This is a genomic window from Dyadobacter sp. HNCC25DJ184, from assembly GCF_056895215.1.
Window position 1 is genome coordinate 171,682 of the sequence record NZ_JBXHAQ010000015.1, and the last position, 25,431, is coordinate 197,112.

General features: G+C 43.3%; 21 protein-coding genes. 10 read left to right on the forward strand and 11 right to left on the reverse strand.

Annotated features, from left to right (window positions below; translation table 11 throughout):
- Positions 1-70 precede the first annotated feature (70 nt).
- Positions 71-2,014, reverse strand: coding sequence for a TonB-dependent receptor plug domain-containing protein (locus AC1XUD_RS21140; protein WP_483363010.1), 1,944 nt, complete (start codon positions 2,012-2,014; stop codon positions 71-73).
- Positions 2,015-2,141: 127 nt separating this feature from the next.
- Here AC1XUD_RS21140 and AC1XUD_RS21145 point away from each other — a divergent pair, with 127 nt between their 5' ends.
- Entirely contained in the window at positions 2,142-3,632 is a 1,491-nt protein-coding gene (locus AC1XUD_RS21145) for an aminotransferase-like domain-containing protein (RefSeq protein ID WP_483363011.1), read from the forward strand.
- A 180-nt stretch (positions 3,633-3,812) separates the two neighbouring features.
- On the forward strand, positions 3,813-5,150 hold the full coding sequence (locus AC1XUD_RS21150) for a D-arabinono-1,4-lactone oxidase (protein ID WP_483363012.1): 1,338 nt from the start codon (positions 3,813-3,815) through the stop codon (positions 5,148-5,150).
- Positions 5,151-5,314: 164 nt separating this feature from the next.
- Here AC1XUD_RS21150 and AC1XUD_RS21155 read toward each other — a convergent pair whose 3' ends face one another.
- The gene (locus AC1XUD_RS21155) at positions 5,315-6,502 is read right to left on the reverse strand and encodes an acetyltransferase domain-containing protein (RefSeq protein WP_483363013.1); all 1,188 of its coding nucleotides are present in this window, start codon (positions 6,500-6,502) and stop codon (positions 5,315-5,317) included.
- A 103-nt stretch (positions 6,503-6,605) separates the two neighbouring features.
- Between AC1XUD_RS21155 and AC1XUD_RS21160 the strand changes: the two genes are divergently transcribed.
- A complete protein-coding gene (locus tag AC1XUD_RS21160) occupies positions 6,606-7,283 on the forward strand; it encodes a TetR family transcriptional regulator C-terminal domain-containing protein (protein WP_483363014.1) in 678 nt (225 codons plus the stop codon).
- 1 nt (position 7,284) lies between these two features.
- Positions 7,285-8,577 carry an ABC1 kinase family protein gene (locus tag AC1XUD_RS21165; protein ID WP_483363015.1) on the forward strand — a complete coding sequence of 431 codons (1,293 nt, stop codon included), beginning with the start codon at positions 7,285-7,287 and terminating at the stop codon, positions 8,575-8,577.
- A 14-nt stretch (positions 8,578-8,591) separates the two neighbouring features.
- Here the strand turns inward: AC1XUD_RS21165 and AC1XUD_RS21170 are convergent, their stop codons facing one another.
- From AC1XUD_RS21170 to AC1XUD_RS21200, 7 genes are all read right to left on the reverse strand, one after another.
- Positions 8,592-9,350: a GNAT family N-acetyltransferase gene (locus AC1XUD_RS21170; RefSeq protein WP_483363016.1), complete on the reverse strand. Its 759-nt coding sequence runs from the start codon at positions 9,348-9,350 to the stop codon at positions 8,592-8,594.
- Positions 9,351-9,395: 45 nt separating this feature from the next.
- On the reverse strand, positions 9,396-10,517 hold the full coding sequence (locus AC1XUD_RS21175) for an AI-2E family transporter (RefSeq protein WP_483363017.1): 1,122 nt from the start codon (positions 10,515-10,517) through the stop codon (positions 9,396-9,398).
- Positions 10,518-10,590: 73 nt separating this feature from the next.
- A complete protein-coding gene (locus AC1XUD_RS21180; RefSeq protein WP_483363018.1) occupies positions 10,591-11,052 on the reverse strand; it encodes a GNAT family N-acetyltransferase in 462 nt (153 codons plus the stop codon).
- Positions 11,053-11,223: 171 nt separating this feature from the next.
- Complete coding sequence (locus AC1XUD_RS21185; protein ID WP_483363019.1) at positions 11,224-12,093, reverse strand: DUF72 domain-containing protein; 870 nt, start codon at positions 12,091-12,093, stop codon at positions 11,224-11,226.
- 113 nt (positions 12,094-12,206) lie between these two features.
- A complete protein-coding gene (locus tag AC1XUD_RS21190; RefSeq protein ID WP_483363020.1) occupies positions 12,207-12,722 on the reverse strand; it encodes a cupin domain-containing protein in 516 nt (171 codons plus the stop codon).
- A gap of 106 nt (positions 12,723-12,828) precedes the next feature.
- Positions 12,829-14,427: a SusD/RagB family nutrient-binding outer membrane lipoprotein gene (locus AC1XUD_RS21195; RefSeq protein ID WP_483363021.1), complete on the reverse strand. Its 1,599-nt coding sequence runs from the start codon at positions 14,425-14,427 to the stop codon at positions 12,829-12,831.
- Positions 14,428-14,439: 12 nt separating this feature from the next.
- Complete coding sequence (locus AC1XUD_RS21200; RefSeq protein WP_483363022.1) at positions 14,440-17,622, reverse strand: SusC/RagA family TonB-linked outer membrane protein; 3,183 nt, start codon at positions 17,620-17,622, stop codon at positions 14,440-14,442.
- 566 nt (positions 17,623-18,188) lie between these two features.
- On the opposite strand from AC1XUD_RS21200, the gene AC1XUD_RS21205 reads away from it, so the two are divergent.
- Positions 18,189-19,073 (forward strand): AraC family transcriptional regulator, encoded by an 885-nt coding sequence (locus tag AC1XUD_RS21205; RefSeq protein WP_483363023.1) that lies wholly within the window; start codon positions 18,189-18,191, stop codon positions 19,071-19,073.
- A 95-nt stretch (positions 19,074-19,168) separates the two neighbouring features.
- Here AC1XUD_RS21205 and AC1XUD_RS21210 read toward each other — a convergent pair whose 3' ends face one another.
- Entirely contained in the window at positions 19,169-20,236 is a 1,068-nt protein-coding gene (locus AC1XUD_RS21210; RefSeq protein ID WP_483363024.1) for a branched-chain amino acid aminotransferase, read from the reverse strand.
- Positions 20,237-20,579: 343 nt separating this feature from the next.
- On the reverse strand, positions 20,580-21,125 hold the full coding sequence (locus tag AC1XUD_RS21215; protein ID WP_483363025.1) for a cob(I)yrinic acid a,c-diamide adenosyltransferase: 546 nt from the start codon (positions 21,123-21,125) through the stop codon (positions 20,580-20,582).
- 153 nt (positions 21,126-21,278) lie between these two features.
- Between AC1XUD_RS21215 and AC1XUD_RS21220 the strand changes: the two genes are divergently transcribed.
- The 5 genes from AC1XUD_RS21220 to AC1XUD_RS21240 form a co-directional block, all read left to right on the forward strand.
- The gene (locus tag AC1XUD_RS21220) at positions 21,279-21,791 is read left to right on the forward strand and encodes a hypothetical protein (RefSeq protein ID WP_483363026.1); all 513 of its coding nucleotides are present in this window, start codon (positions 21,279-21,281) and stop codon (positions 21,789-21,791) included.
- A gap of 215 nt (positions 21,792-22,006) precedes the next feature.
- Entirely contained in the window at positions 22,007-23,236 is a 1,230-nt protein-coding gene (locus AC1XUD_RS21225) for an S-adenosylmethionine:tRNA ribosyltransferase-isomerase (protein WP_483363027.1), read from the forward strand.
- 155 nt (positions 23,237-23,391) lie between these two features.
- Positions 23,392-24,045, forward strand: a complete 654-nt coding sequence (locus AC1XUD_RS21230) for a porin family protein (RefSeq protein ID WP_483363028.1) — start codon at positions 23,392-23,394, stop codon at positions 24,043-24,045.
- A 179-nt stretch (positions 24,046-24,224) separates the two neighbouring features.
- Positions 24,225-24,893, forward strand: coding sequence for a porin family protein (locus tag AC1XUD_RS21235; RefSeq protein WP_483363029.1), 669 nt, complete (start codon positions 24,225-24,227; stop codon positions 24,891-24,893).
- Between the two features lie 68 nt (positions 24,894-24,961).
- Positions 24,962-25,431, forward strand: a 470-nt coding sequence (locus tag AC1XUD_RS21240; protein ID WP_483363030.1) for a porin family protein, incomplete at its 3' end; no start/stop codon positions are given.

Consider the following 25,431-nt stretch of genomic DNA (forward strand, 5'->3'; position numbering starts at 1 on the left):
AATATATATTGTCAATAAAGAAGATCGCTTCCCGGATTCCGGGAAACGATCTGTATTACCTCCTCATATGTCATTTAATCCAGTTGAACTTGATTCCGCCCTGGGCCCAGAAACCGGGCATTTTGGAGCCTAACAAGTCGCTATATTGGGTGTCGAACAGGTTGTCTGCTTGCGCGAAAATGGCCAGTCTTTGTTTTAGAAATGCATATTCCACTTTTGTATTGATGATCAAATAGTTTTTGGATATGCTGGCCTCGATGGCAGTAGCCTCACGCGTTGCCCGATTTTTATATATCCCTGTCAGACTAACCGATAAGTTATGAATTTTATAGATCGCTGAGAAATTAGACAGAAACTTGGCGTGCGATGATACATAAAATGAAGGTACCTGATTGCTGCTTGCGCTATTAAGCCAAGTGAAACCAGCAGCAAACCATAACGATTGATGGTCAGCCAGCTTATGAGTGAATTGAATATCAGTTTCGATTCCTGTGGTGTTTACGGAGGCGATGTTTTCAGCCAACGCGAATGTGCCGGTTGGAGAAAGATTTTCCTTACGAGGCATATCAGCATAGGGTGTCGTCACAAAATCGATCAGCTCGCGTTGGAGGCGTTGGAAGAAAGTGGCCGAAATTTTGAAATTGTTTTTAATAAACCAATCCGCGCCCGCTTCGTAACTGAATGATCTTTCGGCTTTCAGATCCGGATTTCCGACGCTGCCTCCTGTTACCAGTTTTTTGTTATAGTTGTTAAATCTTTCCGTGAAATCCGCATCTCGGATTGTTTTTCCCGCGCTTCCTCGCAGCTGCCAGTTTTCCTTTTTGAATGACAGGTTTATCTGTGGAACGGCTTCCGTACCAATACTTTCACGCCAATCAATTCTGATTGAAGGTGTTACGGTAAAGTTGTCGCCGATTCGTTGAGAAAGCGTAACAAAAGGAGCAAGTTGGTTGAGCGTATGGTTTCCGCGGTCGTTTGATGAAATGTTCTTGTTCTGATAATTAAGTCCGGTTACCAAAGTAGACTTGGCACTTAATTCCTGTTTCCAGACCAACAATCCCTGCCAGAGTTTGGATATACTTTCGTTTCTGATCGAAGCAGAATTGTACAAATAATGATCATTCACGTGCTTATACCCGCCATCAAGTGAAATGGACGACCGGGCCTTCTGATATCCGATCTTCAACTGGTTCCAGGATGTTTTTACCTGCTCATTTGCTGTGTCTGAAACGAACGTGGTGTAAAAATTCTGGGCGGAAAAATCACGGCTGTCAAACGACGACCGCGCTCCGATAACCCAATTTGGCGTTAGTTGATATTTGGCCGAAAGGGAAGCTGTGTTATTATGGAAATATCCCGTCGTTCCGCGTTGCCGGACGCCATCCGCATTATTTGACAATACTCCACCAGATACAGCTAACCTATTGGTTTGTATAAATCCACCGGCATTTGCATTAATCAAGCCATATTGACCAACTCCCAGCATCCCGCTTGCGGAGGCCTTGATGATGCCGGAAGACATGGCTTCTGAATTTTGTTTGGCAGCAAATGACTTTGAGATAATATTCACCACGCCACCCACAGCTTCGGAACCATATATGGCCGATGACGCACCTTTCAAAACCTCAATTCTTTCAATTTCAGAAGGCGCAATTGGAATATAGCTGCTGAAATGGCCGGTATTCGGATCATTCAGCCGCAGCCCATCCAATATCACAAGCACCTGTTGATAAGTTCCGCCCCGTAAAACGATATCACTCTGCGAGCCCATTGGACCACGCGCCTGAATCTCGAGACCGGGAATATAACGCAACATTTCATCGATACTATTGACGGGCAGATTCTGAAAATAATCTCCCTTGATCACTGCAATATTTCGACCGGTTTCCGACGATCGCTTTTCAGTTAACGAGGATGTAATCGTCACAGGATCAAGGGAGATTTCCTGGGCGTATGCATTTCCCGCAACGATCAATAAAAGGCAAATGGCTAATCTTTGTAAATCTTTTTTCACGCTGATAATCTGGTTAATTCAAAAATAGTGAGTGACTTGAACCGATCTCGAAACCTGATCGGTGTGTCAGAATTGGGTGCAAAAGTATTATCTTTCCGGACTGTTAATATGCTCCGGTTTTGATATTATGAGTAGTCCGGTTGAAATACCATTTGAAAATCTGATACTGATCGACCGTCACTCGTCGACCCCGGTATATGTTCAGATCTCGCGCCAAATTATCAATGCGATTCAACAGGGAATCCTGAGAGCGGGGGTGAAATTGCCGGGAACACGTGTGCTATCTGGCGTTCTCGGTGTGCATCGAAAAACGGTGGTAGCCGCTGTAAATGAGCTGACTGCGCAGCAATGGGTGATTTCAGTTCCGGATAAAGGGACGTTCATCAATCATAAAACGCCGGAGGTAATTGCGCAACATATCTCCACAGAGGCTGCCCGGCTTTTTAAATATCCGGCGACTGCTGGTTTCGAGTTCAAAAAAAGCATGCTTCTAGACCGGCCTGTCTCGCATATTCGAACATCACTTGAGTTCACAGATGGCTTGCCCGACGTTCGGCTGGCTCCTCTCGACAAGCTTTCCAAAACTTATGCAGGTATTTTAAGGAGAGGCAATAGCCGTAAATATCTGGGATATGCGGAGGTTGAGGGTAATACTTTTTTCAGGGAAAAACTGGCGGTATATCTAAATAACACCCGTGGTTTGCATGTCAATCCGGAGAATATACTGACTACAAGAGGTATCCAAATGGGTCTTTTTCTCGTCGCTTCTTTACTGGTTGAAAAAGGCGATCTGGTCGTCGTTGGCGATCTGAGCTATTACGTGGCGAATATGATTTTTCAACAGGCTGGAGCACAGATCAAATCAGTTCCGGTCGACGAAAATGGCATATCGATTGAGGCACTGAAAAAAATATGTGCTGTTTCTAAAATCAGGATGCTATATATCACCCCGCACCACCATTATCCAACCACGGTTACGCTGAGCGCAGAACGCAGGATTGAATTGCTCAATCTGTCTGCTCAATATGGTTTTATCATTCTGGAAGACGATTATGACTTTGATTTCCATTATCAAAGCAGTGCGGTTCTGCCCCTGGCAAGTGCGGATCGCTCGGGGATGGTAGTATATGTAGGGTCATTTTGTAAAGCACTGGCACCGGGGTTGCGATCGGGGTATATTGTTGCGCCACAAAATTTAATTGGCGAGCTGGCCAAGCTGCGAAGGATTGTGGATCGGCAAGGCGACCATTTGATGGAGCAGGCGCTCGGCGAGCTATTGGATGAAGGCGAAGTACAGCGACATTTAAAAAAAGCGCAAAAGATATACGGCGAAAGACGGGACTTACTGTGCAAATTACTGGCCGAGAACGTGAGCCAACGTATTCAATTTCAGCCTCCTCCTGGTGGCTTGGCTGTGTGGACGGAATGGAGCCAGGAGGTGAACTTGCTACGATTGAGTAAAGAATGTTTAAAACATGATTTGCACTTACCTCAAACACTCCTTTTTCAAACAGGGAGACTTTCGGCAGTCCGGTTTGGGTTTGGAAACCTTAATATCCCAGAGATTGAAACTGCGATGGGCATTTTAACGGAATCAGTGGATCGAAGTCTGAGCTGATTTAAAACAATCAGCAGGATGAATTTACTTTTGAACCAATATGAGAAGGCCAAACTATGTCCAAAAGTTCTTCTGAAAGATATATATCAGTTCCGGGAATGCTTCCCATTGTCGCTTTGGAATAATTAAAGTATTTTGTTGAAAAATTTCAACTTGTCCCACCTTGCCTTCATCACTTTTATGAACAAAAGAACTTTTATCAAACTTTCTTCTACATTGATGGCAGCGCCTTTACTTACACCTCTAACCGGGTGGACCACGGACAAAAAGCTCGAAAACTGGGCTAAAAATCTGACATATAGCACCGAAAATTTAACCTGGGCGAAAAACGCAGAAGAAGTTAAAAAGGTAATACTGGCAAACAGGAAAATAAAAGTCCTTGGGACAAGGCATTGCTTCAACACGATTGCGGACAGTAAAGACGGGTTTTTATCCGTAAGCCCTGAAAAACAAGCGTTTGTCATTGATGCAAATGCAAAAACCGTAAAATTGAGTGCGGCGATCAAATACGGCGAACTGGCTCCCTCTCTTCATGAAAAGGGATATGCACTGCATAACCTGGCGTCGCTTCCGCATATATCCATAGGAGGTGCTTGTGCCACCGCCACCCACGGATCTGGAGAGAAGCAGGGCAATTTAGCCACCGCCGTTCGGGAGATGGAAATAGTAAAAGCAGATGGCGAAACGGTTGTTTTGAATCGGGATAAGGATGGCGAAAAATTCAATGCCGCAGTAGTTCACCTAGGCGCATTGGGTGCCGTTACGGAAATCACGCTAGATATTCAGCCTACCTTTCTGATGAACCAATATGTATATGAAAATCTACCGTTGACCGAGCTGAAAAAGAATTTTGATGCCATCGAGGGCAGCGGATATAGCGTCAGTCTTTTCACCAATTGGGCTAAAGAAGAAATCACAGAGGTATGGATCAAAAGCAAAGTTGATGACGATAAGATAAAATCTGCTAAGGAGTTTTATGGAGCAACCTTGGCAAAAAAGCATATGCACCCGATCCCGGAATTGTCGGCTGAAAATTGTACGGATCAAATGGGTGTTGCAGGACCGTGGTATGAGCGCATGCCTCATTTTAAAATGGGCTTTACACCAAGTAGCGGAAAGGAGCTTCAAACGGAATATTTTGTTCCCAGAAAAAATGCTGTGGATGCCATTCTTGCCATATCCAAAATGGGAAGCCTGATATCTCCCCATTTATTTACTTCCGAAATCAGGACCATTGCCGCTGATAATTTCTGGATGAGTCCATGCTATAATCAGGATTCTGTGGCTATTCACTTCACCTGGATACAAGACTGGCCGTCGGTTAGCAAGCTGTTGCCAGTAATCGAAAAGGAATTAGCACCTTTTAATGCACGACCACATTGGGGTAAACTCTTTACCATGGCACCTAAAAAGCTGCAATCACTATATACAAAGCATGCAGATTTTATGGCCGAGGTCAATAAGTATGACCCGACGGGGAAGTTCAGGAACGATTTTCTTTCGACGAATTTGTATTGAGGGATGAAAGGGAGGAGGGAGGAAAGGGAGGAGGGGGAATATGGACGAAAGGGACGATGGAGATGGTTTTGGGATTTTTTTACTACAGGTCTTATTAGAGCTGAAAAATGCCAGAAAAAATTGAGTAGCTAACCCCGGCTGCCGAAAGCCGACCGCCGAAGTCGCTAACAATAATGCACCCACCATTTGCCCTTGTGCTTTTGTTTATATGCTGCGAATCTGAGACAGGGATAATATAGTGACGCAACTACACCAAACCATATCAGGTAGGTGACGCCCAGGTTAAAGCCAAAAGTATCCGGGCGGAACAGAAACGGATTGTTTTTAGGAATGATTTCGCTGGTCGAATATCCTGACGCGAAGAATATGATGATCAGCAAAATATGGATTACATAGAAATGTAGTACGTAGTAAAAGAACGGCACTTTCCCGTACACAATTAAAATTCCTGACAACGGACCTCTTATCCGCTCCAATACTGCAAGAGTCAGAAACGCCGGGCCGATTGTCATGAGGGTATATGCAAGCGATGGGGGATACTTGGATGTATTGATAAACGACAAAAATGTCTGGATTGGAGTATCATACGATTTCCATAAAGACGGGTCGCCGTAGCTATTTACGAAGCGCAGAATGCAAAACGCAGCCACCATGCCAATTCCAGCCAAAAACAGCCATTTGGCTCTTTTTGCGGATGTGAATTGAACGTACCGCGGATATATACCGTACCCCAGCATCATAATTCCCGTCCAGGGCACAATCGCATATAAGTCTAGAATGATTCTGGTTTCGGATATCGGGATAACGTATCCGAATGCCTTGAATATGATATTGGTATACATTTCGAGAGTCGAGCCTTGCGGAGGAATATAATAGTCAAAAAGGTTATGACAAAGTATAATGGCTATCCCAACGAACGGGATCGCTTTTTCGGAAAGCAATCTTACCAGTCCCAACAGAATGAAACTCCAGCCAATTGCCCATATCACCTGAAAAACGATAACGTTGAACAATGGATTGAACGTCAATGCAAACGTGATCACCGTAACTTCGACCAAAATCAACCACAACCCCCGTTTGATCATTGAAAAAGACGAGTCGGCAATGGCTTTTTTGGATGCGGATAGTCCAACAGATATACCTGAGAGGAATACGAAAATTGGAGCACAATAATGCGTAATCCATCGGGTGAAATAGACGGCCAGGCTGTAATTTTCAATATCCAGCGGGTCTTTCTGAAGTGCTTCTATATGGAAAAACTCCCGGACATGATCCAATGCCATAATGACCATCACCAGTCCGCGGAGGACATCAATAGACGAAACTCGATTATTAGAATAAATTTTGTTCATCGACTCAATGTTTTTCACTTAATTCATGTTATAGACTCGGGCGTTGTCTGGATGACGCTTTTCTCCCATTTTTTACTTCGCAGGTTATAACCAGAAAATATAAATGGCTACCAAAATTAAAAACACAACAGCTACGGCAAAAAAAGAATTATCGGCTGCCAGCATCACAGAGATGTTTATGCACTATTGCCTCGAAAACAATAAAAGACCTGAATCTGTATATCTATTCAGCAAGCAGCATGAATTTTCGGAAAAGGAATTTTATGAATTCTTCCCTTCAATCGATGCGATTGAAAAACAGGTTTTTGTAAGTTTTCATCAAATGGCCCGCCAACTGATCAGCCAAAGCAACGATATGGCCGGAGCTACTTTCCGGGAGCACTTGCTGACTTACTATTTTACTTTTTTTGAAATTTTGACAGCGAACCGCAGTTACGTCGTGTTCGCATTGCAAAGTGACAAAAGCAAATTGAATGGTCTGCTGAAACTGAATCGTTTACGAGCTGAATTTAAGGAATATATTCACGAAATCAGCTTGGGATATCTCAAAGCGACGAGCGAAAAATTGAAGAAAGTGCAGCAGGATGCGCTGGAAGAGGGAGCGTGGGTTCAATTGATGGTCACCATGAAATTTTGGCTGGATGACGAGTCAGTTCGATTTGAGAAAACTGATCTTTTTATCGAAAAATCGATTCGCGCTACTTTTGATTTGTTTGATGTAACTCCGTTGCAAAGCGTGATCGACCTTGGTAAGTTTTTATTTAAAGAGAAAGTGAAGTAGGATGGAGACTATAGACAGAATACCTACTTCGAAAATACAGCGTGCTTCAAAATTGATATCTACCGGCGTCAAAATCGGTGGGAACTACCTGAAATATTACGGTGAAAAAATGATCAGTCCGGATACCGCAAAGGATAATCTGGATAATGCGAACGCCGAGGATATATACGACGGTCTTAAAAACCTGAAAGGAAGTGCGCTCAAGCTGGCTCAGATGCTGAGTATGGAGAAAAACTTTTTGCCACAGGCTTATGTGGAGAAATTCTCTCTGTCACAGTTCTCAGTTCCGCCTCTTTCCGCTCCTTTGGTAAAACGGACTTTCCGTAAATACTTCGGCAAAAACCCGCTTGAAATTTTTGACACTTTCAGTCCTGATGCGAGCAATGCGGCGAGCATCGGTCAGGTGCATAAAGCAACCAAAAATGGCAAAGATCTGGCCGTAAAAATTCAATATCCTGGCGTGGCCGAAAGCATTGGAACGGATCTTGCGTTGGTAAAACCGATCGCGATGCGGATGTTCAATATTCAGACCAAAGATTCTGATAAATATTTCAAGGAGGTTGAAAACAAGCTGACGGACGAGACGAATTATATCCTGGAAATTGAACAGAGCAACGAAACTGCCAACGCTTGTGCACATATTCCCAATTTGAAATTCCCGAAATACTATCCTGAATATTCCTGCGAAAAGGTAATAACAATGGACTGGATGCATGGGGAGCATTTGTCGGAATTTGCAAAACATATCCCATCGCAAGAGGTAGCCGACAAGATCGGGCAGGCGCTTTGGGATTTTTATATGTTTCAGATTCATAAGCTCAGAAAGGTACACGCGGATCCGCACCCGGGGAATTTTTTGGTTGATGAGGATTACAATCTGATAGCCATAGATTTTGGTTGTATGAAAATAATCCCGGAAGATTTTTATATTCCCTATTTTGAAATTGCTGACCGCAAAAACCTGAGCAACCCGAAGATTCTGGATGAAAAACTCAGACAACTGGAAATCCTTTTGCCAAATGATACCCCTCAGGAAGCACGGTATTTTACCACTCTTTTCCATGATGTGCTCGAGTTATTGACCACACCATTACTGGCTAAAGGTTTTAATTTCGGTGATGAATCGTTTTTTGCACAGTTGGCAGAACTGGGAGAGCGATATGCCAATGATCAGGAATTGAGAAAGATGAACGTGAACCGCGGCTCCAAACATTTTATATATGTACACAGGACGCTATTTGGCTTGTATAGTCTGCTTCACGATCTGAAAGCAACTATCAAAACTGAGAAATAATATAGCTTAAACGATCAGGATTGGACTTCTTCGGTCCTGATCGTTCCTTTCAGGCGATATCCGCAAATTGTTAAACCCGCTTTATGGAGCGTCGCTCTGGATATTTTGTTGTTGATATTGCACCTGGCAGCAGGTACCCTCCCTACGCGATAAGCTTCATTTTTCAGCTCCTGAACCAAAAAAACACCCAATCCCTTGCCACGATAGTCTTCATGGACCTGCATATATAGGTCAGCATATGGGAAATTGTAATTGAACATCAAGCCACCGCTTCCCACGATCACACCATTTTGTTCTAAAACATAATCGCTGTTATCGTGATCCATCGGATCTGATTCTTTCATTTTCCTGAAAATGGCCCCCTCCACCTTCCAGTCCGTCTTTTGTTGGTCCTCAAAAAGAATTGCCTCAGAGTAGATATTTTGTGCAAATTCATAAAGCATACCCGTCAGTAAAAGATCATTGCTCTGGCTTTCGATATAGATGGCATCCGTGGCGGCTATCAGAAGACGAAAGATTTTAGCACCCAGCGGGCGGTAAGGAGGAATTACATAATACTCAAAAATACTGTCACGGGCTTGTCGTCCATCAGATCCCCAAACGGCTCCATATCCAATCTGAAGATCGTCGACTGTAATCAGGTATGTGTCTGCCCAGCCATAGTCGTGACACTTATTGTAGATAAATTGGAAATTATTTTCATGCAGAAATTGCTTACGAAAATGACTGATTTCCGACAGTGGTACTTTGGTGATATTGATTTCATTTTCCATTGACAAGAGGGTTAAATGTCATGAAATATCCGTCATAGAGAAACGCTAAGCTCCTTCCGGGGAGGCTTCGCTCTCTGTACTTTTGAGAATTTTCTTCGTTTTTCTGCCCGATTGTTCGGGCTTTTCGTCGCCAAGTAATATACCCCACGCATTGAGGTGGTCTACGCGGTCAAATATAGCCTTTAGAATGGCAATGGCCGGGATAGATAGAAACATACCTGAAACGCCAGCCAGCCCACCGCCGATCAACACACCAACAATAGAAGCCAGCGCATTAATTTTAACTTTTGACCCAATAATTAAAGGGACCAGAAAATTATTATCCACAAACTGAACGGCGAGAAATACACCAACAACACCCGCGATGGTAAATCCATCCGGATGGTTAATAATCGTAACCAACACCGCCAGTCCTACTGCCACCAATCCACCGATATATGGGATCAGGTTGAGGATAGCTGCCATAACACCCAGAAGCAAAGCATATTGTACATTCAGAAAAAAAAGCCCAACTGTATTTAGTGTCGCCACCACGGTCGTCTCCAGCAGTAACCCGACCATATAGCTTTGAATGATAATCCTTATTTCACCCAAGACATCAAGCACTTTGGATTTGTACTTATCGGTAAACAAAACCACTGAAAAATGGACGAGCATGGTGCGGTAGTACAAAAGCAAAAAGACATAAATCGGCAGAAGAATTAATGTGCCTAACGTGCCGGTAAGCGCAGTTAACGTTTCTGTATTTTGAAAATTTTCGAGCGTTTGCGTCTGAGCTTTTTGAACATATTGGTCTTGTTGCCAGTAACTTAGTCGATATTCTCGCCGAATCCAACGGCGTACTTGCCGATAAAAATCATTGATATTCCGTTTGAGTTTGGGTAGTTCGTCTGAAAAGTCGGATATCTGAATCGATAATATCAGCGTAATTCCGGCAATGATCAACACCGCGAAAGTTACGGCCAAAATAATAGCCAGCGTTTTAGGAATACCAATCCTAATCAGAAAGGCCTCTACCGGTCGCAGCAATACGGCGAGCAAAAATGCCATCGCCAGCGGAACCAGGATATCCTGGCCGAAATATATACCGAGTGTCACAATCGCAATGGTGATCAGCGACTGGGATAGCTGGTAGGGATACTTTGTACTGCCTGAGATATCCTCCATGAATGACTGGTTTTTAGTGGAATGTTGAGTTTGAAAGTAAATCCCTTTGAAGTCAAGGTTTATTATGAAATGGTCATTGTGTTGTGACCAGGCGTTTTTTCATGCAAACGCTTAGCTCTTTGTCTTCATATTGTCCATAGTTAGGGACGATCTCGTATCCTGAACTCTGATATAGTGATACTGCTTCCGGCTGCAATTTCCCCGTTTCTAATATCGACGTTATGTAATTCAGTTCTGCGGCCCACTTTTCCAGTTCAGAAAGTAACAGACGAGCAATTCCTTTTCCGCGATAATCTGACAATACAAACATCCTTTTAATTTCGACGGTCGTTGCGTCAGTTATTTTAAAACAAGCACAGCCTACAGGGCTGTTGTCATTATATGCTACAACAACTGTCGGTAGGTCTACTATTTTATTATATTCCTCATAATCAGCCTGATTAGTCCCGTATATCTCGCACAAGACTACATCCAGTTTCTGCGTCAAAGCTATAAAATCCGGATTATCACTATTGGTTCTTTTAATTACTGTCATTTCTGTATTTTTAAAAGGGTTAAGGTTAAAAGGTTAACGGGCGCGGATTCTGACTTGAATGCTCCATTGTCAATAGTTGTAAAGGTAAATCGCATGAAAACCTTTAACTTCTTAACCTTTTGACTGTTAATCTGTTGTCCCTTCGCCCTTCCTCCCTTTGATCCCTATCTCTTACTTACCCGGATTATGCGGTATTTTCAAATCTGTCCCCAGTGCCTTATTCATCTTTTCGATCAAATATGCAGAAAGAAGAGGAGAGGCTTCCTCGTGGTTTTGGTGTACAAAAAAGTAGATATTTTCAATACCCTCGTTCGCCCACAGATTGAGACGTTCAAACCAGTCGTCGAGGCGGGTATAATCCGAGTCTACATTTGCCCCATTATATCTTACAAAAGCAGTTGGAGTAGTTAACCGCATATGTAGCAGGTCGCGTCGCCCGGCTGAGTCGGTGATGATATGTGTGATATTTTTTTTCTCTAGTACTTCGTAAAGCAGATCGCTATTCCATGAGCCGTCATACCATCCTGTGTGGCGCAATTCCAGAGCCAGCGGAAAACCTGAAGGCCATTCCTGCAGATATGCTTCCAGTATATCCCAGTTTTTCGGGCCGAAGTTATCGGGCATCTGGAGAAAGAGCATACCCAGTTTTTCCTGTAAATGGGCAATGCCATCCAGATAAACGTTTGTTGGCTCGGTAGCATCTTTTAATCTTTTCCAGTGGCTTATCCCTTGGTGCAACTTCGGGAAGAACCGAAAATTTTCCGGCGTTTTGCTATACCATCCTTCAATGGTTTCAACAGGAAAGTTGTTGTAAAAAGTAGCGTTCAGCTCAATGCTGTTAAACTGCGTTGAGTAATAGGCGAGCTCATCCTTCGTGCCTTTTGGATAGAATCCCTTCAAATCAGCTTTGTTCCATTTGGCACAACCGATATAGATATTCGGCTTTCCGGAATTTTTGCTGAGCAATGGCTTGGTTCCCGGGTGGTCTGCCGGTAAGGTGAAATCAACGTTGTCTGGATTATCTACTTTTCCAAATTTCATAATAGGTGTTCAAATGTTGTTAGAGATTATATCCGGAAATAGAAAACCTGCGGGTACTAGTTGGAATTCTAATTTACCGCAGGTTCCCAGTTCCTAATTTTATGCCAAATTGCTTATCTGCCGAAATCGTCCTGAACGCGAACGATATCATCTTCGTCAGAGGGGTTTGAAGGGTCAGTATGTTGCCAGATTTCGGCGACAATACCCCATTCGCTCACGCCGATCAGACGGTGTCTTTCTCCTTGTTTTAATTCTATAACCGTGCCAATTGGTAATTGACGAAGTTCGGTTTCTTCGTCGGTATCGCTGATCACTATCCCGGCATTACCGCCAATGACTTTCCATATTTCGGCACGGCGGTGGTGATATTGCCATGATAGTCTTTTTTCAGGAGCTACAACCAAGATTTTAGGACTTAATTTTTCATATCCTGCAAAATCTTCCAGCGAAAGATGTGGGAAGAAAGTAGATATGAACTGAGGAGCCTGACTTTCGTCCAGTACGAAAAAACCACCCCAAGGCCGTGTCTGGTCCGTATTTACAATCGTAAATCCTTGTTCCGTAATGTATTTTTCGATTTCGTCGAAAACAGTTTTCTTCTCTGTTGCTGCAGGAAATGTGATAGACATAATTTCGTATTAAAGTTGAAATTGGACGTTTTTCAAAATTAGGATAAAAAACAAAAAGATGCCCCAAAATATTCAGGGCACCTTCCAACTCATATCTACTAATTTATTATTTGTCCCACCATACTTTGGTGGTGTAATCGTCAGGCAGAGTAGCTCCGGTCTGATAGTTCGGATTACCTGCCAGTTCATTGGTCGGATACCTGAGTCTTACGGGTATAGTTCCTCCCGTAACATTCCCCGGATAATTGGTTGGGGTCAGTTTTGGAAATCCAGTTCTTCTCCAATCTGACCATGCCTCCCACCAGTTAAAAAATTTATTCACCCAAATTTGCTCTCCAATCATTTCAAGAGCTGGTTTGGTTACGCCGTATGGATATGTGGTCAAATATTTGGCCGCATCTGCATCTGCAATGGTTAGCGAAGCATCGTATGGAGCATACATTTGCATCGAAGCTTTTACCCCTGCTTCATAATGCGCCTTTGCCGTTCCTGATATACCGCTACCTATCCCACGCTCCAAAGCTTCAGCCAGTAGCAATTCTACTTCTCCATAATTCATAATCATATAAGGATCACTATCCTGCAGCATTTTTACGTTAATTCTGGAATATGTTTTAGCTGCGTCAACCGGGTGACCCTCGAGATTGTCAAGCATCGCCTGATCAAATCCGTTGGGCATTCCTTTCTGAAGGAGCGGGTCGAGTATCAGCGGAGTATAACCTGCGGCAGTCCATTCTCCGATGCCACCGCTTAGTAGCATCAATCGTGGATCGTCGTCCGCAGCCGAAGCAGGGTTCGTTCCTTTTAGCCAATTGATCAAGGTTGCGCTCATATATGCAGGTTGGCCGCCATCACCCGGATCAAATGCACGAGATATACCATTTTGGTTCGTCCACTCGTTTGGACCGTCGGACATTGGTATCCAAACATTGTCGTCATTGCTGGTGAACACGCCTCCAGCGACAGCTTTGCTTACATATGTAGCCGCCTTCGCAGCATCCGCATTGGATATCCGCATTGCGAGCCGTAGCATCAAGGAATATCCCCATTTTTTCCATTTAGCGATATCGCCGTCATAAATGAAGTCAGCCTTGGAAAAATTTTCATCTCCGTTAGAAACGTTCAATGCCGCAGTCGCCTCGTCAAGCTCTTTCAATAGATCAGTGTAAACGGCTTCTTGCGTGTCATATACCGGGAAGAAAATTCCTTCTGTGCCTTTGTTGGCCTCAGTATAAGGGATATTGCCATAGAAATCCGTGAGTCGTGAAAAGCTGAATGCCCTGATAATCCGGGCCGCCTGCCTCATATTGACATATTTGCCTTCTGCATATCCACCAGGTCCTGACTGTTTCAGGATTTCGGCGATATTTTTCAGTTGGTCGTTATACGTAAAATCGAAGGGAGCTGCATTGGTTTCTGCATTTACCGTGTATTTGTCCCCCGGTGCAATTCCGCCCCCGGCGTTTGCCAGTTGCTGAATGGCATAAGCACACATGCCGATATTGGTCCGCCAGTCGATGTAACGGTTGTCGCCCGTTGTACCGTTAGAAGCGATAGCAAGTTCAGTTGACGTGAATATGAGGTTCAGATCAATCTGGTTAAGCGCCTGAGGGTTGATATTGAGGTCGTGAAGTTCGTTTGTATCGCATCCCGAAACCAAAATTACCGCCAGCCCATACTTTATATATCTCTTAAAATTTCTCATTGTTCTCAGAATTTAGAATGTTACTCTAAAATTAAAACCATAGCTACGCGTCGACGGGAATCCGAAATAATCAAAACCCTGTGAGTTTCCGTTGGCATAAGTTGACTCCGGATCTACATTGTCGATGTTTTTGAACAGGATCGCCAGGTTACGTCCCACGAATGAAAGCGAGAGCGTTTGAAATGGTGTTTTTTCCAAGAATCTGCGAGGAATGGAGTACCCCAAAGTGAGCTGTCTCAGTTTTATGAAGGACGCATCGTACAGATACATCGGAGTGACAGCGTCTGCTTCTCCACCTACAGAACCCCAGTAATTGTAAGCTTCCTGAGGAGTAAGGGTTTTCGTAAATGGGGTATAACCGGTACCTTCCGCCGTAACGCCTGTAACTGTCAATGGAGCTTCGCCTTCACGTCCCTGTAAAGATCTTTTGCTCAAACCCCACTGATCAAGCCGCATATTAGTTCCTGAAAGGATATCTCCGCCTGCTTTGAAATCGATAAGGAAGGATAGGTCAATACCTTTGTAGTTAAATGAGTTGGTAAGTCCGCCTGTCAATTTTGCAATACCATTTCCGATCACTTCATAATTTGCAGATCCTACCGGGCGTCCGTCTGAATAGAAAACAGGCTGACCATCCGGTGACAGTTTCTGCACACGACCTGTAATCATACCGAAAGGCTGGCCGACGATATTTTTGATGTAGGCATTGCGGGTACGTGGCTCGTCCATTACCAGCTCGTTAGTTCCCTCAATAAGCGATTTGACCTTGTTGTTGTTTTTGGCAAGGTTCAGGCTGACGTCCCATGTCAGGCTGCTGGTTTTTAATGGTGTATAGGTTAAAAGTAGTTCAACCCCCCTGTTTTGCAATCGACCCAGGTTCACAGACGTACTACCAAACCCGGTTGACTTGGATATGGTTGCGTTCAGAATGTCATCCGTGGTCTGCTGATCGTAGTAAGTGAAATCAACACCTAGTTTGTTATTGAATAACCTGAAGTCGATACCAAGTTCAGTTTCAGTCACCGTTAATGGTGTCAGGTTCGGGTTAGGAATATTACCACCATTTCCCATCGCCTGTGAAAAAGAGGCCATTGGATAGCCGAGGTGAGGATTCCCGTTCAGTGAATAAGTCAAGTTGGTCTGATATGGCCCGATAGTCGCATTCCCCACTTGGGCCCATGATGCCCTGACTTTACCAAAGGAAACCCATGAAGGCATCGAGAGCGCCTCAGTAAAGACAAAACTTGCTCCTAAAGATGGATAAAGAATACTATTGGACGCTGGGTTCAGTACGGAGAACCAATCGTTACGAGCAGTAGCAGTCAAAAACAGGTAGCTGTTCCATGATATTTCAGCAGATCCCAACAAGGAGTTGATTCCATATTCGGTTGGGCTGTAATCCCACGATTTGCCTTTCACGTTGTTAAGCGCGTCGAAAAACTGTACGTTAAATCCGTTACCATAAATACTGATGTAGTCATATTTTTGTCTCATACGGTTTCCACCTCCAAAAATATTCACACCCAACTTCCCGAATTCCTTATTGAAGCCAAGAAGGTATTCCATATTTACTTCCTGAACGTTCCAGGTTCCCATGCTTCTGGCCCCGCCCCGCTGGTATCCTGTACCTTCAGGAGTCAGATTTTCAGAGCGACGATTGTATTTGTCCATACCTACACGGCCCTGAATATACAACCAGTCTGTAATCTGGTATTTGAGCGATCCGGACGCGATGATTCTGTTCTTCTGATCGGTTTTGATAAACTGATAAGCAGTCCAATATGGATTTTGTCCCCAGTTGTTGCTGGCCTGCTGGAATTCTTCGCCGACCGTTTTGCCCCATATACTCAAACTGGCAGCATCGGTTCCTGCGGGAATAGCGCCCAGTTTATTAGGATCTCCTTTATAGCTCGTTATATTGTAGTCTGCAGGAGTTCTCCACAATGCCTGAATCGCATTACCAGGAGAGTCAGAAACGTTCGGGCGGTTTTTAGCTTTTTCTTCAGAATACAAAACCTTTGCATCCAATGTCAGCCTTTTTCCGAATTTTGAATTAGTTGACAGCGACAGGTTAATTCTATCGAATCCCGAATTAGGAATGATTGTCGTGCTGTTCAGGTTAGTAACTGATGCCCGGAAATTCTGATTTTCACCACCTCCTGAAAATGCAAGGCTGTTTGTGAAGGCAGACCCTGTTTTCAGGTACCTGGAAAAATTATCGCCTGCGTACGAATATTGGTGCATTTTCCCATCAAACCCGATTACCTGGCTGTTATCAAATTTTGGACCCCAAGAATCATCCCCCCAGTCGTAAGCCTGGTTTTGGGTGGCAGGTTTAGAAGCTACTTGGTTCACATATCCCCCGGCTCCATAAGAGTGCTGCAGATCCGATAAATCGTTGAGTTTTTCAAAAACGTAATTTGAACCAAATTCTACACCGATACCTTTTCTTTTGGTTCCGCGCTTGGTAGTCACGTTAATAACCCCATTAGATGCTCTTGAGCCATAAAGAGCGGCAGCATTTGCTCCCTTTAGGACTGTGATAGATTCGATATCGTCAGGGTTAAGGCTCGACAATCCATCTCCTTCGTCGGATCCGCCCCACATACCGGCCTGCCCAAAGTTGGAGTTGTCCATCGGAATACCGTCAATTACATACAATGGCTGATTGTTTCCAGTCAGCGATTTATTGCCACGGATAATCACCCGCGACGATCCAGCAGGGCCTGAAGCTATTTTACTCACGTTTACACCTGCCACTCGGCCAGCGAGAGCATTACCAAGGTTTGCTTCCCTGGCCTGGGTCAGATTACCACCTCCCACTTCAGTAACGGAATATGCCAAAGCTCTTTTATCCCGGCTGATACCCAAGGCTGTAACCACTACTTCACTCAATGCCTGAGCTTCTGGTCTGAGGCTCACATTGATTACTGAGGCATTTACAACGATTTCTTTGATGGTGTAACCGATATAGCTAAATGTCAACGTTTTACCTTTTTCGGCAACGATGCTGTACTCTCCTTTGTCGTTAGTGGTTGTTCCTTTTGTTGTTCCCTTTATTACTACATTTACTCCGGCAATTGCAGAGCCATTTTCTTCATTTACTTTTCCGGATACTGTCATTTCCTGCGCATGGCTTTCTAAGCCAAACAGGTAGAGAAGCACCAGTACAAGCATCAGTACAGGTTTTTTCATAGGTGTTTTAAATTAATTAGGTGACATGATGAAAGTCTAGACAAAGAGTGTGCGGGCTGAAATCCACTATGATATCTCAAAGTTCTATTTTTTGGTATATTATAATATAGTTCTTTTTTATCATAAAATAACACAATTTTGTATATTATTATTCGTTTGGACGTTTTCTTGGGAATTAAAGCAACGAAGGAATAGGAGTATATGGACTAATTGCTATATAAGTGGCTGATTAGCAAATTATTGTAGTATTTTCCGAGTGGATATGGTTGGTTGTCGACGAGCAGGCTAAATACTGCTAACTCAACTGCAGACGTACGACTATGGGAGCCGAAACGGGTAGGAGTAAAACGCAATCGGATATACGTCGGTTCTTTATTCAAAATTTGGAAGAGTTCAACGAATCATTTTTGAAGCAGTGTAAAAGAGGCCAGGCGAGCCAAGGATCTCATTTGACCCTCTATTAGTACTTTTTAATACTTCAGTTTTTTTTACAACTCAAACGCATTTTTTAAAATAATTAAGTGCATAAAGAATACCCACCCGCCTACTCACCATACGTATATTAAATGACCAAAATTTACCGAGAAATCACTCCATTAACACCTGATGATTGTTTTTCCATTTTTATCAGAAGAAAGAACGAGTTTAATTTTCCACTTCATAACCACGACGAGCTTGAGCTGAATCTGATTATTGGGGGTAAAGGTGTTAAACGGATCATTGGAGACCATACAGAAACCATCGACGAGGCGGAGCTAGTGCTTGTCGGACCGAATTTGCCACATGGGTGGTTCGACCATGTATATAAATGGGAGGAAGGAATGCCGTTGATACTGGAAATCACCGTGCAATTTCACCGGGATTTGTTTGGCGACAATTTTTTGAAAAAGAACCAGATGTTTTTTATCAGAGCATTGCTGGAGAAATCGGCCAACGGGATCGCTTTTTCGAAAGAGACTATCAGCAGGATCAGACCGCGGCTGGAGGAGCTGGGAAGTAAAACTGGCTTCGATTCTATTCTGGAGTTGATGTCGATTCTGCATGAATTGTCGATATCAAGGAATATGCGGCTTTTGTCCAATAGTACTTTTACGGGCGAGAATCCAAACTTCAATAGTCGCCGGATTGAAAAGGTATTTGTTTATATGCGGAGTAATTATGCGAAGGAGATTTCTCTGGCCACGGTGTCCAAAATTGTCGGGATGTCGGAGGTCTCTTTTAGCAGATTTATTAAGAAAAGCACGGGCAAGACTTTTGTTGAAAGTTTGAATGAGATCAGGTTGGGATATGCGTCACATTCTTTAATCAACACGACGCTTACAATTTCGGAAATCGCCTATAACTGCGGCTTTAACAATCTATCTTATTTCAACCGAATCTTTAAGGGTAAAAATGGTTGCACGCCCAAGGAATTCAGACAAAATTACTCCGGAGTCCGAACCGTTATATAAGAAAAACGGACCATCACTTTCGTCATGGTCCGTCAAGTATATTATGATATGTCAGAATATCCAATCAACAGCATTTGATTGCTGACTGCCGAAAGCTAAACTTTCAACATCCATCCGAAGATATCTTCGGCTTTTCCAATGCGAAGATTTGTCAGATATTCTTTCACTTTGCTTACAAAAGAATCTTCTTTGATTTCCGGAAGCGGATAGTCAACACCTTCATATGCAATAGTCGCAAACGGGGAAATGACTACGGCAGTTCCGGCTCCGAAAGCAGCTTCCATAGAACCGTCTTTCAACGCGTCGATCACTTCTTTTACACTTACACGGCGTTCTTCAACCGGTATACCCCATTCTTTTGCGATCGCAACTATGCTTTTTCTGGTAATACCGTCCAGCGTAGTTTCTGATACATATGGCGTTACGAGTTTTCCATCAATCATAAACATGATGTTCATCGTACCGGATTCCTCAATATATGCGTGCTCACGTGCGTCGGTCCAGATCAGTTGATCATATCCTTCTTGCTGAGCAAGTTTGGCAGGATATAGTGATCCAGCGTAGTTGCCTGCGCACTTAGTACCACCAACGCCACCTTCGGCGGCACGGATGAAATGGGTTTCGACTTTCACGCGCGGAGGTTTTGCATAATATGTTCCAACCGGGCTCGTGAAAATGATAAAGTAATAGCTATCAGATGGCTTGACACCAATATATGGGTCAGTAGCAAACATATATGGACGGATATACAGCGAGCACCCGTCCTGCGAAGGCACCCATCCTGAATCCAGACGGATCAGTTCGGTAAGCCCTCCCATAAAAATCTCTTCCGGGATAGTCGGCATGCAAAGTCTTTCAGCAGATTTGTTGAGACGTTTCCAATTGTCGATAGCACGGAACAGCAACACTTCGCCATCTTCATTTTTGTAGGCTTTCATTCCTTCGAAAATTGCCTGGCCGTAATGCAGTGCTGCCGTAGCAGGGCTGAGGCTGAGATCGCCATAAGGCACAATTTTCGCGTCTTTCCACTGTCCGTCGCGGTATTCGACGATAAACATGTGGTCAGAAATGTTTCTACCAAAAACCAGGTTGTCGAAATCAACCTCTTGCAAACGCGATTTCGTGGTTTGCTGAACTTCAATCTGCAGTGTATCGGCTGTCATAATGCCTAAAAATTTAATGTGTCGAATCGCCAGCACTCACCTCATTTTTGGATCGATACTGACGCCCCTACGGGCTAGTTTAATGGGATTGCAATTTAGCTATTAAAAATAAGAAAAACAGGTATTTAGCTAGCAGCTAGTATTTAGCGGTTAGATTTTTAGTCAAGGAGGTTGTCACGAAGTGGTCAGGTAATGGCCAGGAGATGGCCATTGGCTCTCGGAAGATAGTCGGAGAAATCCAGACCATTTCCTGACAATACCCCCAAAACCAAGACCTATCCAATTACACCCTGACAACCCCTGACCGTTTTATGACCACGGCCTGACAACTCCTGAAAATAAATTACCTGGGTTTCCAAGCCACTTCTTCTGTCCCAAGTTCATGCGTCATAGCGCGACATAGCATGAAGAGGTAATCGGAAAGCCGGTTAATATAACGTATTACGATTTCTTCCACTTCTTCTTCCGCCCCAAGAGCCACAATGCTTCGCTCCGCTCTGCGACAAACGGTTCTTGCCAAATGCCCGAATGATACGGAGACATGTCCGCCGGGAAGTACGAACGAGCGCAACGGAGGAACCTGACTATCTATTTTGTCCATTTCAGATTCCAGAAGGCTGATATCACTTTGGTGTAAATCGGGCAAAACCTTTTTGGTCTGGTGTGGTTCTGCCGCCAAATGCGCACCGATCGTGAAAAGCCGGTCCTGGATTTCCTTCAACAGCGCACTCCGGTGCAGATTAACCGACTGATCCCGAAGCATACCGATATATGCGTTGAGCTCGTCCACAGTTCCATATGCTTCGATCCGTTTATGGGCCTTGCTGATGCGAACATTTCCTATCAGCGATGTCATGCCTTTATCGCCTGTTTTGGTATATATTTTCACGTTCTTTTAATGGGTAAATGTGAGAATGAGTGAATATGAGAATGAATGGACTTTCATAACAAACTTAATAATTAGGTTTTGGAATGGTTGCGTCCTAATTTTGCGCCAAATTTACTATGGCGATTTAAAGAAACCTGAAAAGGTGATAAGTGCATGAAAGCTACAACATTTAGTATCAAAGTTTGGAGGTGGTTATCGATATTGTTTTTGTTAGGATCGTTGATCTGGACCTATTCTGTTTTTCCTGAAAATGTAGCGGTAGACTTTTCAGATTCGGGTTTGGCCGAGCTATATGTAAGTAAAGAGCATGTTTTTTATATTATCATGGCAATATTCCTGATTAACAATGTTGTGATCAGTCGGTTGTCAAAGCAGATACCTAAAATCGATGCAACCTATTTCCCGATTCCAAACAGAACTGTTTGGGCGCAAAACCGGAAGGAATTGGACGAGCATATCACCAACTGGTTGTTTTGCCTGATCGCTGCGATCAACACCATCGTTGGGTTCAGCTTGCTTGCTCTGGCTACCATCAATAGCAACAACTTCAAGATGTCAGTTTTCGATTTCTCGTGGATATTCTATACAAGTCTTGGGCTGATGGCATTTGTTTTCTTACTGCCGTTAAGGTTGTTGTTTACACCGACGCCGGACGATAGGCTTTGAGTAGAATTTTGGATGAGAGAGTGAGTGAATGAATTTGGCGACGCTGAGATTCTGGCTGATTTTGATACGCTGGTTTTGCCACCTGTAATTGAATAACAATATATATAAGTGAAATAGCTATTGCTGTGATGACACGAAATTCACTGAAATTCAATATTTGATTCTTGGTTTCTTAGTGACTTTGTGGCAAAAAGACTTAGCCGTTGAATAGATAAATGGAAAAGAACTGGTTAGAAAAAGCGGAGGCTATTCGGTTAAGCGAATATGTATATGATCTTCCTAACGAAAGGATTGCCAAATATCCGTTACCGGAGCGGGATCAGTCGAAGCTTTTATTATATAAAAATGGTGAGATCAGTCACGAACGTTTTTACAATCTGCCGCAGTATCTCCCCGAAAAGACGCTTCTTGTTTTTAACAATACCAAAGTAATTCCTGCGCGCGCGCATTTCAGAAAGGAAACCGGAGCCCTTATTGAATTGCTACTGCTCCACCCGGAAATGCCAACCCGGGTGATCAACGAGGCGATGCTCGTGAAACAGTCTTGCGTTTGGGAGTGCATGATTGGGAATAAAAAGAAATGGAAAAGTCAGGATTCTTTAAAATCAGAAATTTTCATAAATGACACCCAAATCTCGCTCACAGCCAGTTTTGAGGATTATGATGCGAACCTGGTACGGCTAACCTGGGACTCAGACGATACCTTTCTGGATGTAGTAAACGCACTGGGCGAGATTCCATTGCCTCCATATTTGCATCGGGATTCGGAAGAGACTGATAAGGAAACTTACCAAACGGTATATGCCATTCAGGATGGGGCGGTTGCTGCTCCGACGGCGGGTTTGCATTTTACAGAAAAGGTGTTGAATGACCTCTCTGCCAGGGATATCAGACAGGGATATCTTACGCTTCACGTCGGGGCCGGAACCTTCCAGCCGATCAAAGCAGATACGGTTACAGAGCATAAAATGCATTCAGAACAGGTGGTTTTTACCCGCGAGCTGATTGATTTGCTAATTGAGAATGCCGGAAATATCGTCCCTGTCGGAACGACTTCGCTTCGGTCTCTTGAAAGCTTGTATTGGTTTGGGGTGAAGCTTTTTCGTGGGGAAACAACTGAGTTTTTTGTTGAGAAGCTATACCCCTATCCGTTCGAGGAAAATGAACTACCCCAAGCAGCCGAAGCCTTGAACGCGATCGCCCGATATATGGATGAGAACGGACTGGGCGAGATTGTTGGGGAAACTGAAATATTCATTTTTCCGGGCTATACTTTCAGGCTTTGCAAAGGTCTGGTAACTAACTTCCACCAGCCTGGCTCCACTTTGATATTACTCGTTGCCGCACTGGTAGGAGAGGATTGGAAGAAGATATACCAGCAAGCTTACGATAACGATTATCGCTTTCTGAGCTATGGGGATTCTTCTCTGTTGTGGGGTAAATAGTTCGATTTTTGATATCAACACTTCTGTTGGTATTAAATTTTGTAACCGATCTTTATTACTACAAGACAATTTCCGGGAGTGTCATATATTGCCTCCGGTTTCAATGACGTTTATTGAAAACTATTTTCACTAACACTCACCTAACAACGTTTACAATGAAAAACAAAGTAGCCGCGCTCGTTACATTCCTCGCTGTTTTTGCATTTTCTGCTAAGGCCCAGACATTCACTGCAAAAGCGGGTTTCAATTTGGCTGACCTGAAAGAAAAAGGCGGCTTTTTCTCACCGGATTACGATATGAAACCTGGATTTCATGTTGGCCTGGCGGCAGAATTTCCCATCAATAAATTCTTGGCGATCGAACCCGCACTGCTTTATAATAGTAAGGGAGCGAGACTTGAAGAAACCATTTCCGGTGTCAATGTTTCTGCCGATTTAAATCTTCAATATCTGGATATTCCGGTCAATCTTAAAGTATTTCAGGAAATGGAGGGAGGCTTGAAAATTTTTGCAACGGCGGGGCCATATCTTGGTATAGGGCTTGCTGGTAAAGCAAAAGCAAAGGCAAGTGGACAAGGGTCTTCGGGAAGCGACGAACAGGATGTCAGCTGGGGAACAACTGCAGAAGATGACTACAAAAGACCTGAATTTGGTGTGACATTTGGTGCCGGAGTTGAAATTAAAATGCTGCAAATTGGGATATCTTATGATTTAGGGTTGTCCAACATTGCCGCAAATACCGATGATGATTATTCGGTAAAAAACCGAGTTCTGAAATTTTCAGTTGGATATCGATTCGGTAAAAAATAAAAGCTTTGGTGCATCAATAAAAATCGGTATTCGGATAACCCGGGTGCCGTTTTTTTGTGCAATATCCTCAATAATCCATCATCACAAGAAACAAGGAATGATTTTTTGTAACCGATATAATATCTATTACGTATATACGTTCTTGGTAAAATCCTGAATTTTCTCCTAACTACACTATCATGAAAAAATGTTTTCTATGTCCGTCGTTGCTTGCATTTTTACTTCTCACCCACATTTCCCAGGCACAGATCTTCACTGCAAAGGCTGGGTTTAATTTGGCGACTATAAAGGCATCGCAATATCCCAATTCTGGTACCGAGGATCAGAAAATGAATCCTGGTTTTCATTTGGGAATGATGGTAGAATTTCCGGTTGAAAAGCGTTTTTCCATTGAATCAGGCCTGTTAATTAACAGTAGAGGGGTAAAAGGACTTTATTCAGATGCGACCTCTCATTCAGTTTACACAACCAATCTATATTATCTTGATCTTCCAGTCACGGGAAAGCTGGTGCAGCCGTTAAATAAAAATATAAAAGCTTTTGCCGTCGCAGGTCCGTATATGGCATTGGGGTTGTTTGGCTTTCAGACATCAAAATATACCGCAAACGGAAGCAATGATAGAGAAACTTCAAGTATACATTGGTGGAAAAACAACAGTCCTCTGAAAAAATTTGATGCAGGGTTTACTTTCGGATTAGGAATTGAGCGCAAGAGCATGCAATACAGTGTATCTTATGATTTAGGTTTAACAAAACTGGTTGATTTTGAGCCGGATTTTTGGTCGAAAAATGGAGTGCTTCGCTTTTCAGTTGGATACCGTTTCGGAAAGAAATTTCAGAAGATGTAATCGATAGGCCGCTTTAAATATTTAAGTTTTTAATCAGATTTTACAAATTCATCTAACAAACTAATCAAATGAAAAAATCTGCACTTTTTGTGATGTCTCTGACATTGCTATGCGCCTCACTAACGGCGAATGCACAAATTTTTACAACCAAAGCAGGGTACAATCTGGCGGATAGCAAACTTCATGGCGTCGTTAATCCAGATGACTTTTCTGTGAAAATAGGAGTTCATTTTGGACAGACAGTGGAGTTCCAAATAGCCAACGGTTTTTCGATTGAGCCCGGTGTACTTTTTAGCAATAAGGGGTGCAAAAACCGGTTTTTGGCTAGTGACTCGACTGCTAAATATAGTTACACCACAAGACTTAATTATCTTGATATACCCGTAAATTTTAAGTTTTCTCAACCAGTGGGCAGAGACTTTAGACTATATGCTGTTGTTGGGCCATACATTGGAATTGGTTTGTTTGGGAAGACTACGGGGCAGTTATTAATAAACGGAGTTCTTCATAAAATTGATGGAAAAATATCTTGGAATGG

What these genes read in the sequence shown, in the direction of transcription:
- AC1XUD_RS21145 (WP_483363011.1), top strand. Translation starts at nt 2,142, where the DNA reads ATGAGTAGTCCGGTTGAAATACCATTTGAAAATCTGATACTGATCGAC.
- AC1XUD_RS21150 (WP_483363012.1), top strand. Translation starts at nt 3,813, where the DNA reads ATGAACAAAAGAACTTTTATCAAACTTTCTTCTACATTGATGGCAGCG.
- AC1XUD_RS21155 (WP_483363013.1), bottom strand. Translation starts at nt 6,502, where the DNA reads ATGAACAAAATTTATTCTAATAATCGAGTTTCGTCTATTGATGTCCTC.
- AC1XUD_RS21160 (WP_483363014.1), top strand. Translation starts at nt 6,606, where the DNA reads ATGGCTACCAAAATTAAAAACACAACAGCTACGGCAAAAAAAGAATTA.
- AC1XUD_RS21165 (WP_483363015.1), top strand. Translation starts at nt 7,285, where the DNA reads ATGGAGACTATAGACAGAATACCTACTTCGAAAATACAGCGTGCTTCA.
- AC1XUD_RS21170 (WP_483363016.1), bottom strand. Translation starts at nt 9,350, where the DNA reads ATGGAAAATGAAATCAATATCACCAAAGTACCACTGTCGGAAATCAGT.
- AC1XUD_RS21175 (WP_483363017.1), bottom strand. Translation starts at nt 10,517, where the DNA reads ATGGAGGATATCTCAGGCAGTACAAAGTATCCCTACCAGCTATCCCAG.
- AC1XUD_RS21180 (WP_483363018.1), bottom strand. Translation starts at nt 11,052, where the DNA reads ATGACAGTAATTAAAAGAACCAATAGTGATAATCCGGATTTTATAGCT.
- AC1XUD_RS21185 (WP_483363019.1), bottom strand. Translation starts at nt 12,093, where the DNA reads ATGAAATTTGGAAAAGTAGATAATCCAGACAACGTTGATTTCACCTTA.
- AC1XUD_RS21190 (WP_483363020.1), bottom strand. Translation starts at nt 12,722, where the DNA reads ATGTCTATCACATTTCCTGCAGCAACAGAGAAGAAAACTGTTTTCGAC.
- AC1XUD_RS21195 (WP_483363021.1), bottom strand. Translation starts at nt 14,427, where the DNA reads ATGAGAAATTTTAAGAGATATATAAAGTATGGGCTGGCGGTAATTTTG.
- AC1XUD_RS21200 (WP_483363022.1), bottom strand. Translation starts at nt 17,622, where the DNA reads ATGAAAAAACCTGTACTGATGCTTGTACTGGTGCTTCTCTACCTGTTT.
- AC1XUD_RS21205 (WP_483363023.1), top strand. Translation starts at nt 18,189, where the DNA reads ATGACCAAAATTTACCGAGAAATCACTCCATTAACACCTGATGATTGT.
- AC1XUD_RS21210 (WP_483363024.1), bottom strand. Translation starts at nt 20,236, where the DNA reads ATGACAGCCGATACACTGCAGATTGAAGTTCAGCAAACCACGAAATCG.
- AC1XUD_RS21220 (WP_483363026.1), top strand. Translation starts at nt 21,279, where the DNA reads ATGAAAGCTACAACATTTAGTATCAAAGTTTGGAGGTGGTTATCGATA.
- AC1XUD_RS21225 (WP_483363027.1), top strand. Translation starts at nt 22,007, where the DNA reads ATGGAAAAGAACTGGTTAGAAAAAGCGGAGGCTATTCGGTTAAGCGAA.
- AC1XUD_RS21230 (WP_483363028.1), top strand. Translation starts at nt 23,392, where the DNA reads ATGAAAAACAAAGTAGCCGCGCTCGTTACATTCCTCGCTGTTTTTGCA.
- AC1XUD_RS21235 (WP_483363029.1), top strand. Translation starts at nt 24,225, where the DNA reads ATGAAAAAATGTTTTCTATGTCCGTCGTTGCTTGCATTTTTACTTCTC.